Source organism: Streptomyces sp. CRN 30, assembly GCF_034105845.1.
The window spans coordinates 76446-90241 of sequence record NZ_JAVRHI010000439.1 but is presented as its reverse complement, the minus strand read 5'-3'; the positions used below and the strand labels follow the sequence as shown (position 1 = coordinate 90241).

At 74.1% G+C, this 13796-nt stretch carries 13 protein-coding genes; 3 read left to right on the top strand and 10 right to left on the bottom strand.

Translation table 11 applies throughout. The annotated features are described in order from the left end of the window. Positions 1-63 precede the first annotated feature (63 nt). From UW392_RS48745 to UW392_RS48730, 4 genes are all read right to left on the bottom strand, one after another. The gene (locus tag UW392_RS48745) at positions 64-1050 is read right to left on the bottom strand and encodes a mechanosensitive ion channel family protein (protein ID WP_320781815.1); all 987 of its coding nucleotides are present in this window, start codon (positions 1048-1050) and stop codon (positions 64-66) included. Between the two features lie 80 nt (positions 1051-1130). Next, positions 1131-2135, bottom strand: coding sequence for an MASE1 domain-containing protein (locus tag UW392_RS48740; RefSeq protein ID WP_320781814.1), 1005 nt, complete (start codon positions 2133-2135; stop codon positions 1131-1133). 195 nt (positions 2136-2330) lie between these two features. Further along, positions 2331-3170, bottom strand: a complete 840-nt coding sequence (locus UW392_RS48735; protein ID WP_320781813.1) for a PP2C family protein-serine/threonine phosphatase — start codon at positions 3168-3170, stop codon at positions 2331-2333. A 114-nt stretch (positions 3171-3284) separates the two neighbouring features. Continuing rightward, complete coding sequence (locus UW392_RS48730; protein WP_320781812.1) at positions 3285-3737, bottom strand: hypothetical protein; 453 nt, start codon at positions 3735-3737, stop codon at positions 3285-3287. An 819-nt stretch (positions 3738-4556) separates the two neighbouring features. Here UW392_RS48730 and UW392_RS48725 point away from each other — a divergent pair. The 3 genes from UW392_RS48725 (at position 4557) to UW392_RS48715 (ending at position 6949) form a co-directional block, all read left to right on the top strand. Continuing rightward, positions 4557-5432 (top strand): helix-turn-helix transcriptional regulator, encoded by an 876-nt coding sequence (locus UW392_RS48725; protein WP_320781811.1) that lies wholly within the window; start codon positions 4557-4559, stop codon positions 5430-5432. Between the two features lie 105 nt (positions 5433-5537). Further along, complete coding sequence (locus UW392_RS48720) at positions 5538-6353, top strand: SAM-dependent methyltransferase (RefSeq protein ID WP_320781810.1); 816 nt, start codon at positions 5538-5540, stop codon at positions 6351-6353. After that, on the top strand, positions 6350-6949 hold the full coding sequence (locus UW392_RS48715) for an N-acetyltransferase family protein (RefSeq protein ID WP_414497530.1): 600 nt from the start codon (positions 6350-6352) through the stop codon (positions 6947-6949). The genes UW392_RS48720 and UW392_RS48715 overlap by 4 nt, the downstream gene beginning before the upstream one ends. A gap of 368 nt (positions 6950-7317) precedes the next feature. Here the strand turns inward: UW392_RS48715 and UW392_RS48710 are convergent, their stop codons facing one another. The 6 genes from UW392_RS48710 to UW392_RS48685 all read right to left on the bottom strand — a co-directional run bounded on the left by UW392_RS48710 (position 7318) and on the right by UW392_RS48685 (position 13648). Further along, positions 7318-8085 carry a class I SAM-dependent methyltransferase gene (locus tag UW392_RS48710; RefSeq protein WP_320781809.1) on the bottom strand — a complete coding sequence of 256 codons (768 nt, stop codon included), beginning with the start codon at positions 8083-8085 and terminating at the stop codon, positions 7318-7320. A gap of 99 nt (positions 8086-8184) precedes the next feature. Further along, on the bottom strand, positions 8185-9405 hold the full coding sequence (locus UW392_RS48705) for an aminotransferase class V-fold PLP-dependent enzyme (RefSeq protein ID WP_320781808.1): 1221 nt from the start codon (positions 9403-9405) through the stop codon (positions 8185-8187). After that, complete coding sequence (locus UW392_RS48700; protein ID WP_320781807.1) at positions 9402-10739, bottom strand: pyridoxal-phosphate dependent enzyme; 1338 nt, start codon at positions 10737-10739, stop codon at positions 9402-9404. Before UW392_RS48700 ends, UW392_RS48705 begins: the two co-directional genes overlap by 4 nt. Then, positions 10736-12253 carry a Y4yA family PLP-dependent enzyme gene (locus UW392_RS48695; protein ID WP_320781806.1) on the bottom strand — a complete coding sequence of 506 codons (1518 nt, stop codon included), beginning with the start codon at positions 12251-12253 and terminating at the stop codon, positions 10736-10738. The genes UW392_RS48700 and UW392_RS48695 overlap by 4 nt, the downstream gene beginning before the upstream one ends. A 523-nt stretch (positions 12254-12776) precedes the next feature. Then, positions 12777-13256 carry an ATP-binding protein gene (locus tag UW392_RS48690; RefSeq protein WP_320781805.1) on the bottom strand — a complete coding sequence of 160 codons (480 nt, stop codon included), beginning with the start codon at positions 13254-13256 and terminating at the stop codon, positions 12777-12779. A gap of 173 nt (positions 13257-13429) precedes the next feature. Next, a complete protein-coding gene (locus UW392_RS48685; protein WP_320781804.1) occupies positions 13430-13648 on the bottom strand; it encodes a hypothetical protein in 219 nt (72 codons plus the stop codon). Positions 13649-13796 lie beyond the last annotated feature (148 nt).

Below are 13796 nucleotides of genomic sequence, written 5' to 3'. Positions count from 1 at the left end.
CGTGATCCGGCGACGATCACCCGAAAGACACGCCGGAGTCACGCCGACGGGAGGCGTGCGACGTCAGCCCGACGCCGCCGACGCGCCGTCGGAGGCGTCGTCGTTGCGCAGCCAGGCGGCGCGCTGCGGGTAGGGGATCTCGATGTCCGCCGCGTCGAGGCCGTCCTTGACCCGGCGGCGCAGTTCCCGGGTGACGGCCCACTGCTGGAGCGGCGCGGTCCGGACGGCGAGCCGCACCACGACCTTGTCGACGTCGAGCGACTGCACGCCCCAGACCGACGGGTCCTCCAGCAGCGTCCCCTTGTAGGCGGGGTCCTCGCGCAGGGACCGGCCGGCCTCCTCCAGTACGCGGTAGACCTCGTCGAGGTCCGCCTCGTAGGCCACGGCCACGTCCAGGACGGCGCGGGCCCACTCCTGGCTGTCGTTGCGGACCCGCAGGATCTCGCCGTTGCGGATGTGCCACAGGCCGCCGTTGAGGTCGCGGACGTGGGTGAGGCGCAGGCCGACGTGTTCGACCTCGCCGACGGCCTCGCCGAGGTCGACGGAGTCACCGACGCCGTACTGGTCCTCGATCATGATGAGCATGCCGGACAGGTAGTCGGCGACCAGGCTCTGGGCGCCGAAGCCGATGGCCAGGCCGACCACGCCGGCGCTGGCCAGCAGCGGTCCGAGGGCGATGCCGATCTGGTCGAGCACCATGGCGACGGCGACCGCGAAGAGGACGACGGAGACGATGCTGCTGAGCACCGAGCCGATCGTGCGGGCGCGCCGTTCGCGGGCGCGGTTGCGGTCGCGGTGCAGCACCGCCGGGCCGCGGCCGGGCCTGCGGCCCGGCTCCCGTTCGTGCTCGGCGGGTTGCAGGATGCGCTGGACGACACGGGTGATGGCGCGTTTGGCCACCATCCGGACCAGGACCACGCCGATCACGATCAGGACGATGCGCAGAGGGACCCCGATCAGCGTCGTCACGTGGTCGCGCGCCCAGTCCGGCAACGCCGATGCCGTCGGTGCGGACGCGTCGAAGGTCGAGCGGTCAGGTACGTACGCCATGGACCGTCCTGCTCCTGTCCTCGTAGGGAATGCCGTGATCCGGGCGCGCCTACCCACCCGCGCCGGAACCATGGATCCGGCTACGCGGGCGGGTCGTCCCCGGTGCGGCTCCGGCCGGGCGGGGGTTCGCCCGCGCCGGCGGTGAGATGCTCCAGCGCCTCGGCCAGTTCCCGGCAGGCCAGCTCCACGGAGCGGCGGGTGTCGCGCTGCTCGGTGATGACCGCCGAGAGCAGGAGCGCGGTGAGGGCCATGGTGCCGTTGAACGCCTGGAGTTTGATCATGATCTCGGCGTCGGTGAGCGCGGCGAAGGGGCCCCGCTGGTCGGTCGCCGCGAGGGTGGCGAGGACGGAGGCGAAGAGGGCACACAGCATGCTGCCGGCGAGCCGGAAGCGCAGGGCCGTCCAGATCAGCAGCGGGTACACCAGGAAGAGCAGGCTGGCGGAGCTCTGGGTGGCCAGGGGTACGAGTGCGCAGGCGACGGCCGTGAGGGCGGCGGCCTCGATCCGGTGGGGCGGACCGGTCCGATCGGGCGGGCGGGGCGGGCCCCGGCGGGCCCGGTACAGCAGGAGCAGCAGGGGGGTGACGATGACGACGCCCATGGCGTCACCCGTCCACCAGGCGAGCCAGACGAGTGGCAGGGCAGCCGTGTCGATCTTGTCCGTCGCGGCCAGCAGGGCGACCCCGGTGGTGGCGCTGACCAGCATGCCGGTGAGGGCGCCGAGGAACACCAGGGCGAGTCCGTCGCGCAGCCGGCCCAGATCGTCGCGGAAGCCGACGCGGCGCAGCATGAGCCAGGCGAGGACGGGGGCGGCCGTGTTCCCGGCGAGGACGCCGAGGGTGGAGAGCGCCGGGGTGGAGATCGAGACGACGACGCCCAGGACGCCGAGGGCGATGCCGGGGACCGCGCGCAGGCCGAGCACCAGTAGGAAGGCGAGCGCGACGCCGGTGGGCGGCCAGACGGGGGTGACGACGGCGTCCTCGACGACGAGCCGGCGCAGCAGTCCGAGGCGTCCCGCCCCGTAGTAACAGGCCGCGACCCCCAGCGTCTCCACCCCGAACACGACCGCTCGCGGCCGGTCACGCATACCCACCACCCGTCCATCGCACAACGCACCCGCCCGAGGGGCCAGACGGACTGGGCCGAGTGACGGACAGACGGAACCGAACCGCACCCGGGCCGAGCGCCGGGCGCGCGGAGTCGAGTGGCGCGCGGAGTCGGGTGGCGCGCGGAGTCGGGTGGCGCGAGGGGGCGGGTGGCGCGAGGGGGCGGGTGGCCGCGGTCAGTCCGGCCCGGCCGCCGCCTCCCGCCCGTCGTGCCCCACGACCAGGACCGCCGCGTCGTCCTCGTGGCCGACGCGTTCCGCGTTCTTGATGACCGCGGCGGCCAGGGAGCCGGCCTCCAGGTGGGCGACCGCCGCCGCGCCGGCGAGGCGGACGACCTGGTCGAGGCCGTCGTCGACGCGGAGGGCCGGGCCCTCCACCACGCCGTCGGTGAGGAGGACGAAGACGCCGCCCGTGGTGAGCCGGTACCGGGTCACCGGGTACTCCGCGCCGCCGAGGACACCGAGCGGCGGGCCGCCCTCGTCGTCGGAGACCCCGGACCGGCCGTCCGCCGTGGCCCACACGCAGGGCGTGTGCCCGGCCCGCGCGCTCTCCAGCGCCCCGGTGGCCGGGTCGAGCCGCATGAACGTACAGGTGGCGAAGCGGTCCGCGCCCAGGGAGACCAGCAGGTCGTTGGTACGGGCCAGCAGTTCGCCGGGGTCGCCGGTGACGGAGGCCAGGGCCCGCAGTCCGACCCGTACCTGACCCATGAAGGCCGCCGCGTCCGTGGTGTGGCCCTGCACGTCCCCGACGGACAGCCCGACGCGGCCGTCGGGCAGGGTGAAGGCGTCGTACCAGTCACCGCCCACGTCGAGCCCGGAGCAGGCGGGCGCGTACCGGACGGCCAGGTGGAAGCCGGGTACCGAGGGCAGGTCGGCGGGGAGCATGCCGCGTTGCAGGGCGAGGGCCAGTTCCACGCGGGTCCGTTGCAGCTCCGCGTGGCGCCGTGCCTGGGTGGTCAGCGAGCCGAGCCTGGCGAGCAGCTCGTCGCCGTCCTGCGCGGGGCGCTTGCCGAACATAGTCACTCCGGTGGGTGAGCCCGCTCAGGACGTTAATCCGTATTGCCCCTTTTGTCACCCTTGCGGCGATGGTCTCGGTGCCGGCCACCGCCGGAGAGCGGGCCCGCGCCGGCGTCAGCCGCAGGCGTCCAGCCGCCAGCGCGGCGAGGTGCCCGCGAGCCGGCAGGTGAGGACGTACAGCGGTATGGGCGGGGTGTAGGGCGAACCGGTGCGCGGCGCGTGGATGAGGCCGGGCCGGTGCCGTCCCCCGCCCGGCCGCTGGGTGGGCGTCCAGGACGGGTCGGCCACCCGGGCGCCGACGGAGTAGGTGGTGCCGGGCGGCCAGTCGACGCCGATCTGTGAACCGGCGGGGACGATCCACCACCAGTTCCGGTCGTCGGCGAAGACACAGCCGACCACCGGCAGCCGGTCCAGGAGGTGCTCGCCGTGCTCGCGGGGCAGGCCGACGGCGTCGTAACCGAGGTCCGCGGAGAGCCGTTCGGGGATCGGGAGCCGCCCGCCGTGGTCGGGCGGTGCCGGCCGTCGGCGTAAGGGTGAAGGACGGTCGGGACGGAACGATCGGATCATGGGACACGGGTCCTTCGGCCGAGTGGGGGGTGGGCCGTTCACGGCGGCGCGGGCCGCCGGCGGTGCGGTCGGTGGCCGGGCGAGGGCACGCTCGACGCGGTCGTCGTCCGTCCTCGGGCAGCTGTCACCGGCACGGGCAGCCGGGCGGCTGGTCGCGCGCCCGGCAGTGGTAGCGGCACCGGGCACGTCGCCGGGCGCCGGGGTGGCCGGCGGGACGCGGAGGTGTGTCCGGTGGGACGGCGGGCGGGAAGGGTGCCCGGAGGCGAGCCGGTCGGGGCCGTGGGCCCGGGGAGTCGACCGGGATGCCCGCCTCCGGGTTGTCGCGGGTGCCGAGGCCGCCCCGGTGGTCCACCGGAGACCTCGTCCCGCGCGGTCGCTCCGCCGCTCCGGCTCGGGCGGGCCGGCGGCAGGCGACACGGATCGGTCACCGCGGCGGGCCGGTCACGCCCGGACGGTGGGTGCGGCGGCCGGGGAAGGTGGGGGCCGTCCATCGCCATCGCCTTCCGTCCGCCTGCGCGCCGGGGACGCCCGCGCGGCCGGCGGCCGGTGCGGACCGCAGGCGGCGGCCACGCCCGAATACGCCGGATTCCAGCTCGGTCTCCCCCGGTTCGATCGGGCCGTCCGGTCTGCTGTCCGTGGTCGTCAACCGGAACGGTGACTCCACTGTGGCACCTCCCGAGTACGGCTCGCAACCGGCAAGTTGAAATTTGCAAGTGGTGCCGTGCATGCTGCACCACGCGGCGACGTGGCCGTTTGTGACCGGGCCGCCCGAGCACATGAGACGGTTGCCCGGTGAGCGGGCGAGCGAGAGGACGAGGCGTGGACGCGGAGACCGACTGGGGCGGGGCCCCCGCCGTCCTTCGCATGATCCTCGGCCGGCAGCTGGAGGAGCTGCGCACCCGCGCCGGACTCACCTACGAGGAGGCCGGCACCGCCATCGGGGTCAGCCACTCCACGATCCGGCGGATGGAGGCCGCGAAGGTGGCCCGGCTGCGCCTGGCCGACGCCGAGAAGCTGCTCCAGGTGTACGGGGTGACGGACCGGCAGGAGATCGACACCTTCCTGGCCTCGGCGCGCGAGGCCAACAAGCGCGGCTGGTGGCACACCTACCGCGACGTCATGCCGGACTGGTTCGCCGCCTATCTGAGCCTGGAGCAGGCGGCGCTCCAGATCCGCGCCTACGAGAGCCAGTTCGTCCACGGGCTGCTGCAGACCGAGGCGTACGCGCGCGCCCTGCTCAGCGCCGGGAACCCGCACACCCCGGCCGAGGCCACCGAGCGGCGGGTGGCGCTGCGCATGCGCCGCCAGGACCTGCTCACCCGCCGGACCCCGCCGCGGGTGTGGGTGGTGCTGGACGAGACGGTGCTGCGCTGGCCGGTGGGCGGGGCGGACGTGATGCGCGCGCAGGTCGGCCATCTCATCGAGGTGAACCGGCTGCCGCACGTGACGGTGCAGCTCATGCCGTTCGCCAACGGTCCGCACCCCGCGATGCGGGCGGGCGCGTTCGACCTGTTCCGCTTCCGGGCCCGGGAACTCCCCGACGTCGTCTACCTCAGCGGCCTCGTGGGCGCCGTCTACCTCGACAAGGGCGACGACGTCGTGGTGTACCGCGAGGCCCTGGACCGGCTGGGTGCCCAGGCGACCCCCGCGGGGCGCACCGAGGCCGCGCTGCTGGCGCTGCGCAAGGAGCTGTGAACTTACCGTGTGACTGCCGTGACCGCCGTGAAGTGTGGTTTCTTTGTGGGGCGTTGGCCCGAACCGCACGACCCGAAGCTCACGACCCGAAGGGGAGACACCACGGTGCCCGACAACGGATGGCCCGCTGACCGCATCGACACCGAGCACGCGCACTCCGCTCGTATCTACGACTACATCCTGGGCGGCAAGGACTACTACCCGGCGGACCAGGAGGCGGGCGACGCCATGGCCCGGGAGTGGCCCGCCCTGCCGGTCCACATGCGCGCCAACCGGGACTGGATGAACCGGGCGGTGCGCTGGCTCGCCGAGACGGCCGGGGTGCGTCAGTTCCTCGACGTGGGCACCGGCATCCCCACCTCGCCCAACCTGCACGAGATCGCCCAGGCGGTGGCCCCCGACGCGCGGGTGGTCTACGTGGACAACGACCCCATCGTGCTCACCCTGTCCCAGGGGCTGCTGGCCAGCACGCCCGAGGGCCGGACCTCGTACATCGAGGCCGACTTCCGCGACCCGGCGGCCATCCTCGGCGCGCCCGAGCTGCGGGAGACCCTCGACCTGACGCAGCCGGTGGCGCTGACCGTCATCGCCATCGTGCACTTCATGCTGGACGAGGACGACGCGGTGGGTGTGGTGCGCCGGCTCCTCGAACCGCTGCCCTCGGGGAGCTACCTGGCGATGTCGATCGGCACGGCGGAGTTCGCGCCCGCCGAGGTGGCGCGGGTCGCCCGGGAGTACGCGGCCCGCGACATGCCGATGCGGCTGCGCACCCTGGACGAGGCCCACACGTTCTTCGAGGGACTCGACGTGGTCGAGCCGGGCATCGTGCAGGTGCACAAGTGGCACCCGGACGGCAGCGGGGAGCAGGGCATCCGGGACGAGGACATCGCGATGTACGGGGCGGTGGCCCGCAAGCCGTGAGCAACGGACCGGCCCACACCCTCGCGTTCGGCCAGATCACCCGGCCCGACGGCCTCCCGGCGGGCCTGCGCGGCGACCTCCTCGCCTGCTGGGCGGCGGTGGCCGACGCGGGCGGTGCGGTGCTCCCGCCGGAGTGCCCGCCGCCGCCGATCGTCCCGGCGGATCTCGCGCCGGCCCTCGACCGGCTGGTGGCGGGCCTGCACCCGCAGCGGTGCCGGCTGCTGGTGGCCACCGTCGAGGACGGGGCCGCCGTCGGCGGCGGGCTCGCGGGCTGGCTGCTGGTCCGCCGCGAGTCGCATCCGCTGGAGGCGCACTGCGGTGTCGTCAACCATGTCCAGACCCAGGTGTCGCTGCGCGGCCTCGGCATCGGCGCGGCGCTGCTGCGGCGGGCCCGGGAGGTGGCGCGGGACGAGATGGGCCTGGAGCGGCTGAAGCTGTCCGTCCGGGCCGGTCTCGGTCTTGAGGAGTTCTACCGCAAGGCCGGCTGGACGGAGGTCGGCCGGTGGCCGGGGGCGCTGCGGGTGGCCCCCGGTGACGACCGCGACGAGATCCTCATGACGCTCTCCCTCCGGGACCCGAGCGTCCCGGAGGACTGACCGCCACCGGCGCACGGCCGCCAGGCGGTCCCGGCCGCGAACGGGTCTCGGCCACCACCGGTCCCGGCCACCACCGGTCCGCGGCCATGCACCGGTCTCGGCCGCTCCCGGCCTTTGACCGCCACCGACCCTCGGCCACCCGCCCCGGCCCTGGACCGCCACCGACCCTCGGCCACCCGCCCCGGCCCTCGGCCGCCAACCGCTCGCGGCCACCACCGGTCCTCAACCACCACCCGCCCCTTGAGCGCCACCGAGCCTCGGCCGCCTGCCCCGACCCTCGGCCGTCCCCCGGTCTCGGTCACCACCCGGCCCGTGGGCGTCAGCGGTCCTCGGACGTGCCCGCTCTCGGGCGTCCCCGGGCTCGGCCGTCACTGGTTCTTGACGGCCGCCAGGACGCAGCTGTCGCCGAACTGCCAGACGGTTGTGACGTGTCCGAAGCCGGCCGTGTGCAGCAGTTCGGTGTGCCGGCGCACGGAGAGGGCCTCGGTGCCGCCGCCTCCCCCGGCCGGCCGGCGCCGCTCCCGCTCGGCGAACAGGTCGGCCAGCTCCGGGTCCCGGGCCGCCTCCCGCCACCAGGACGTCCAGTCCTCGTCGGCGTGCGTGCCGGTGCGCTCGGCGCGGCGGCGGCCCACCCGGGCGGTGAGCGCGGAGCAGGGGGCCGACTCCGGCGGGAAGTGGTCGCCGTTGACGAGTACGCCCCCGGGCCGCAGCAGCGCCGCGAGGGACCGGTAGGTGTCCAGGAGCGTGGCCGGGTCGAGGTAGTGCAGGGCGGTGGTGGAGACGGCGGCGTCCAGCGGACGGCGCAGCCCGAGGTCGGCGGTCCAGCCGTCCTCGCCGATCACGGTGTCGACGTAGCGCGCGGCGTCCGCGTGGTGGGTGCGGCCCAGTTCCAGCAGGAGCGGGTCCATGTCGGCGGCGACGACCTCCGCGCCGGGGAGACGGCGGACCAGCCGGGCGGCCAGGGAGCCGGGGCCGCAGCCCAGGTCGAGCAGGAGCGGCCGGGGCCGGCCGGCCGTGACGTGCTCGACGACGTCGGCGATGACGGTGAACCGCTCCTCGCGGTCGACCGCGTACCGCCGCTGCTGCCGTTCCCAGCGCTCCACCCACGTCCTGGCCGTATCCATGCTCACGCCCATCTGGTCGCGCCACCTCTTCCGTCTCTCGCCCGTACCGTCCGACGCGTCGTTCTGAACAACGCGACGAATCTACAGGTGGAAACGGTTATCACTTACCGTTCAGGCCAGCGACTCCAGGACGTCCAGCAGGCGGTCGATCTCCTCCTCCGTGTTGTAGACGTGCAGGCTCACCCGTACCGCGCCCTCCGTCGGGTCGGCGCCCGCCTGGCACAGGCTGTCGGCGCGCACCATGAAGCCGTGGCTGAACAGGATGAACCCGAGGTCGTCGGAGGGGATGCCGCGGTGCCGGAAGGTGACGATGCCCTGCCGCCGCTGGCTCTCGGGGAGCGGGGTGCCGGCGGCGAGGCTGGTGGGGCAGCCGAGGATCTCGTAGGCGTCCAGGTGGCGCAGCCGGTCGGTCAGGCGGGTGGCGAGGCCGACGGCGTGCCGGGCGATCCGCTCGGGTCCGGCCTCGTCGAGCCAGTCGAGGGCCGCGAGCAGCGACACGATGCCCACGGTGTTGGGGGTGCCCTGCCAGCCGCCGGGCCGCAGCGCGGGCCCGCGGGTGTCGCGCGCCCACACCGCGCCGGTGCCGGGCAGGGCCATCGCCTTGTGCCCGGAGAAGACCACGAAGTCGACGTCGAGGCCGGGGTCGCCGACGTCGACCGGGAGGTGGCCGACGCTCTGCGCGGCGTCCAGGCAGACCGGCACGTGCGGGCCGACGGCGGCGCGGATGCGGTGCACGTTCATGTCACCGCCGTAGACGTGGTGCACATGGGTGACGGCGACGAAGCGGGTGCGCGGGGTGACGGCGTCGGCGAGGGCGCGGTGGTCGTAGTCGCCGGAGGCGGTCTGGTACGGCAGGGCCCGTACGCGGATGTCCGTGCCGCGTTCGGCGAGGAGCCGGCGGGCCTCCAGCCAGGGTTCCAGGTTGGCCCGGTGGTCGGCGAACGGGACCAGGATCTCGTCGCCGTCGGTGAGGAGGGGGACGAGCCAGTCGCGGGCGACGGTGCGCAGGCCCTCGGTGGTGCCGCTGGTGAAGTGGACGGAGGAGCGGGCGGGGTCGGGGTCGCCGAGGAACTCCTTGACCCGCTGCCGGGCGCGCTCGACGACTTCGGTGGTGCGGTTGGCCCACGGGTAGGTGCCGCGGCCCGCGTTGGCGTTGGACGTGGTGAGGTAGGTCTGTACGGCGTCGAGCACGGCCCGGGGTTTCTGCGAGGTCGCCGCCGAGTCGAGGTACGCCAGCTCCGGGTGGGCGGTGACGATGGGGAACTCCTCCCGCAGCCGCCGCGGGGCGTTGCTGCCGGGGCCCGCCTCGCGCAGCGGGTACACGGCGCTCATTCCCGCACCAGCGGTGCGCCCGCGTCCCGCCAGGCGACGATCCCGCCGGCCAGGCTCCGTACGTCCGGGTGGCCCATGCGGGTGAGCAGCGCGGCGTGGCGCAGGGATTTCTCGCCGACCGGACACGCCAGCAGCACAGGGGTCTTCTTGCTGAACGGCAGCCCGCCGCGCAGGAGTTCCTCGAAGACCTCGTCGACGATGTTGAGGGAGCCCTCGATGTGCAGGGCGGTGTAGGCGTGCGGGCCGCGCAGGTCGACGACGAGCGGGCGGGGGCCGCTCCCGGCGATCCACTGCCGGGCCTCGTCGACGGTGACGGACCGAGCCTCCGCGCGGGCCTCGGCGTCGGTGACCGCCGCCGGGGCGTGGGCGCGGCGGGCCCGGCCGAGGAGTTCGGGGCGGCGGTCACGGACGTAGCTGAGGTAGCTCTCGGCGCGGTCGCAGACGATGAAGACCGCGCTCTGCCGGCGTCCCGTGCCCGCCAGTTCCTCGTCGACGGCGCGCAGGTGGCGGACGGCGCCGTGGTAGGCGGCGCCGCCGGTCGGGCCGGAGAGGAGTCCGCAGCGGCGGACGAGGGTGATCATGCCGTCGATGGCCTCCTGGGAGGTGACCGACGCGAGGGAGTCGTAGGTCCCCGGGTCGAACAGGCCGACCTGGTGGACCTCGTCGATGGTGCGGATACCGGGAATGAAGTCGGACTTGTCGGCGACCAGGCCGAGGACCCGGACCTCCGGGTCGTGCTCGCGCAGGACCCGGGCGACGCCGGTGGAGGAGCCGGCCGTGCCGACACAGGCGACGAACCAGTCCGGGACCCGTCCGTCGAGGTCCTTCACGATCTCGGGGCCGGTGCCCTCGGCGTGCGCCTCGACGTTGCGCGGGTTGAAGTACTGGTCGGTGTGCAGGTAGGTGCTGCCCGGCTCGGTCAGCGCCTGGTGGAAGCGGGTGAGCGGGTCGTCGGTGTCGGTGGGGTCGAGGCACTCGCTCCGGCCGGGGAGTTCCTCGATCTCGGCGCCGAGCAGGAGCAGCAGCTCCTTGATCTCGGGGACCCGCATCCGGTTGGTGACGCTCTTGAACTTCAGGCCGTGCAGGCCGGCCAGCAGGGCGAGGGCCTTGGCGGTGTTGCCGCTGGACAGCTCCACCACGGTGCCGTCGCCGTCCGCCGCGGCCTCCAGGTGCGGGCGGGCCATGTGCCAGGCGGGCCGGTCCTTGACGGAGCCGAACGGGTTGAGCATCTCCAGTTTGGCGTAGAGGTCGATGTGGCGCAGTCCGTGCACCTCGGGGTCGATGCGGACCAGCGGGGTGTTGCCGATGGCCTCCGTGATGCTGTCGTACCTCATGACGGCACTCCCTGCGGGTGTGTGATCGGCCAGTAGTCCTCGTCCAGGCACCAGCGCCAGGACTCGCCCTCGCGCTCGGCCGCCACCGTCCGGGCGACCGGCTGCCGTTGCGCGTGGTGGGCGTGGAAGTCCATCGCGTACCCGGCGGTGTTGACGAAGGCCAGCAGATCCCCGGCGCGGGGCTGCCGGGGCAGGAAGACCAGACGGCGGGTGATCAGATCAGCCTCCAGACAGAGATTGCCGACGAGGTGGACGCCGACGGGACCGTCACCGGCCGCCGCGCCGTACGCGTCAGGGGACGTGTCACGGTGTTCGTCGCGGCGGGGGATCAGGACCGGGTCCACGAGTACGCCGTGCTCCTCCAGGCTCACGTCACCGGCGTTCATGCCGAGGCGTACCAGGGGCGGGCCGTCGGGCGTGGGCCGGACGTCCAGCACCCGCGCCAGCGACAGGCCGCACTGGTCGACCAGGGCGCGGCCGGGTTCGACGTACAGGTCGTGGAGGTGTTCCAGGAGCAGGGTGGCGGGCGGGCGGCCCAGTACCGGGGCGGGGCGGGTGAGCAGTTCGTCGAGGTAGCCGGGGCCCGCGGTGGGGCGGTGGGCGGGGTAGAGCGCGGCGGCGCCCCGGACCGTGCCGCCCTCGTTGCGCAGGCCGTAGCCGTGGCCGCGCCAGGTCAGGGGCGGCCGGGTGCCGAGGACCGCCTCGCTCAGGGCGGTGGTCCAGCGCTCCCACTCCCCCGCGTCGGCGACGTAGCCGACGCCGAAGCCGCCGCCGATGTCGACGGCGCGGGGTGCCAGGCCGCGGGCCCGGCAGTCGTCCATGAGCAGCACGCACCGCTCCAGGGCGCGGGCCTTCTCCTCCTGGGCGGTGGTGTCCAGGTGGAAGGCGACGCCGGTCAGTTCGACGGCGTCCGTGTGCCGTTCCAGGGCCGCCCACAGGGCGTCCGCGTCCCGTACCGGGGTGCCGAAGCGGCTGCGGCGGGAGAGCACGCGGGTGCCGGCGCCGTGTGCGGTGTCCGCCTCGAAGCCGGACAGACGTACCAGTACGTCCACTTTCGCCAGGCCGAACTTCCTGACCAGTCCGGCCAGTTGCTCCAGCTCGCCCGGGGAGTCCAGGTTCACCGTGGCTCCCACCCGGGCGGCCAGCCACAGGAACTCCGGGTCCTTGGGGCCGGTGGCCATGACGCGGTCGCCGGTGAACCCGCTGCCCAGGGCGTGGCGTAACTCCGCGAGGGAGGCGACGTCGATGCCGACGGCGGCCGGGTCGGCTGCGGCCAGCCGCCGCACCAGAGCGCTGGAACGATTCGCCTTGTGGGCGAAGTACACCCGGCCGGCCAGGTGGTGACGGCGGTAGACGGCGCGGAAACGCTCGGCGTTGTCGGCGACGACCTGCGGGAGCAGCACGTTGAGCGGTGATCCCAGGGTGTCCGCCAGTGAGTGCAGGAAGGGCCCGTCCCTCAGCAGAGAGGCGAGCGGTGGTTCCACCCGCGGCCTCAGGTACAAGGGCACACTCACGTAAAGACCCCCTCCGCGCCGTCCGGCCGTCGCTACGACACCCGTTCGGGAGTAGTCGTTTCCAGGTACACGCGGCGCTAAGCCTCCGGCCGTCCGCGCCGCCGGTCGCGACGGCCCCGCCCGCGCCTCCTGCCCCACCCGTCGCACACACCCTCGCGCCGACGAGCGGGACGCGGTGGTGCGGGAGCGGACGTGGTGGTGCGGGGGCGGATGCGGTGGCGCGGGGGCAGACGCGGTGGCGCGGGGGTGGGCGCGGTGGCGCCGGACCGTGGCGGGGAAGCGGATGACGGGGCCACCCGGCTTACCGGGCACCCGGCCCCCGCTCCGGGCTCCCGGCACCCGGCTCCCGGCTCCCGGCTCCAGGCCCAGGACCCCGGGCTCCAAGCCCCGGACCTCGGGCTCCCGGCCCCCGGCTCTGGGCCCCCGGCTCCGGACTTCGGGCTCCGGGCTCCGGGCTTCCAGCCCCCCGGGGCCCCGGACTCCGGACTCAGGCCCGCGGACCCCAGGCTCCAGATCTCGGCGGTCAGTCGGCCGCCGGTCCGTGCCCGGTAGCTTCCGGCCTCGGCTCGTCAAGGACGCGTACCGCGGCTCTTGTGCGTTTGCCCACCGGTTCGCGGTCCACCTCGAAACTCTCGGAGAGGGCCATGACGATCTCCAGGCCGTGCTGGCCCACCCGTGCCGGGTCGGCGGTCCGGGCCACCGGCAGCGCGGGGTCGCTGTCCCGGACCGAGACCTCCACCCGGGTGTCGACCAGGGTCAGATCCACCAGCGCGGGACCGGACGCGTGCTTGCACGCGTTGGTCACCAGCTCGCTGACCACCAGTTGCACCACGTCCTCGGCGCGGTCCGCCACCGGGAACCCGTGCTCGTGCCTGAGCCGCACGAGGAAGGCGCGAGCCATTTCCCGCGCCCGTGCGATGTCGCCCGGCACTCCTTCGTACGCCGCCGACATCCAGACCAGTCCGTTCTCGACCCGGCCGTCATTCTGGGCAGCCCTGTCCATCCGATCCGCCCGCTTCCTGAGCTCCGACCGTTACGGCAGCCGTCTACCCAGAAAAAACCGGAACCATCAGGTGTGTGGCATGGCGCTCACCCGGGTGCGCCGCCCGCCGTGCCCGGCCCGCCGCGTCCGGCCGACCGGAGCCAGGTCCTCCGGCGCACCGCAGGTCACACGGGTCAGCGGCCTCCGGGGCGGGGGCGGGCCGCCCGCGTCAGGTTGTTGTACACGCGTCTGAGGTGTTTGGCCGCGGCGCACGGCACCGTGTCCGCCAGGCACTGGCGGCAGCCGCGTGTGTGCGCCTCGTACTCCGCGCGGGCCTGCTCCAGGGACTGTGCCTGTTCGAGGGAGTGGGGGCGGGTCGCGAGACTCGACTGGGGACGGTTTAAGGACTGCATGCGGGACTCCCTGGCGGACACGGGGGAACCGCGGACCACGCACGACGAACCTTCGGGCCGCGGCAGCAACGGGGGATGGGGATCGGGGGAAACGGCCTCGGAAGTTGCCTGAGGCTCTCACCTCAAATGATGATCTTGTTACTGGGAG

What these genes read in the sequence shown, in the direction of transcription:
- UW392_RS48700 (WP_320781807.1), bottom strand. Translation starts at nt 10,739, where the DNA reads ATGAGGTACGACAGCATCACGGAGGCCATCGGCAACACCCCGCTGGTC.
- UW392_RS48685 (WP_320781804.1), bottom strand. Translation starts at nt 13,648, where the DNA reads ATGCAGTCCTTAAACCGTCCCCAGTCGAGTCTCGCGACCCGCCCCCAC.
- UW392_RS48705 (WP_320781808.1), bottom strand. Translation starts at nt 9,405, where the DNA reads ATGAGCGCCGTGTACCCGCTGCGCGAGGCGGGCCCCGGCAGCAACGCC.
- UW392_RS48730 (WP_320781812.1), bottom strand. Translation starts at nt 3,737, where the DNA reads ATGATCCGATCGTTCCGTCCCGACCGTCCTTCACCCTTACGCCGACGG.
- UW392_RS48740 (WP_320781814.1), bottom strand. Translation starts at nt 2,135, where the DNA reads ATGCGTGACCGGCCGCGAGCGGTCGTGTTCGGGGTGGAGACGCTGGGG.
- UW392_RS48745 (WP_320781815.1), bottom strand. Translation starts at nt 1,050, where the DNA reads ATGGCGTACGTACCTGACCGCTCGACCTTCGACGCGTCCGCACCGACG.
- UW392_RS48710 (WP_320781809.1), bottom strand. Translation starts at nt 8,085, where the DNA reads ATGGGCGTGAGCATGGATACGGCCAGGACGTGGGTGGAGCGCTGGGAA.
- UW392_RS48735 (WP_320781813.1), bottom strand. Translation starts at nt 3,170, where the DNA reads ATGTTCGGCAAGCGCCCCGCGCAGGACGGCGACGAGCTGCTCGCCAGG.
- UW392_RS48690 (WP_320781805.1), bottom strand. Translation starts at nt 13,256, where the DNA reads ATGGACAGGGCTGCCCAGAATGACGGCCGGGTCGAGAACGGACTGGTC.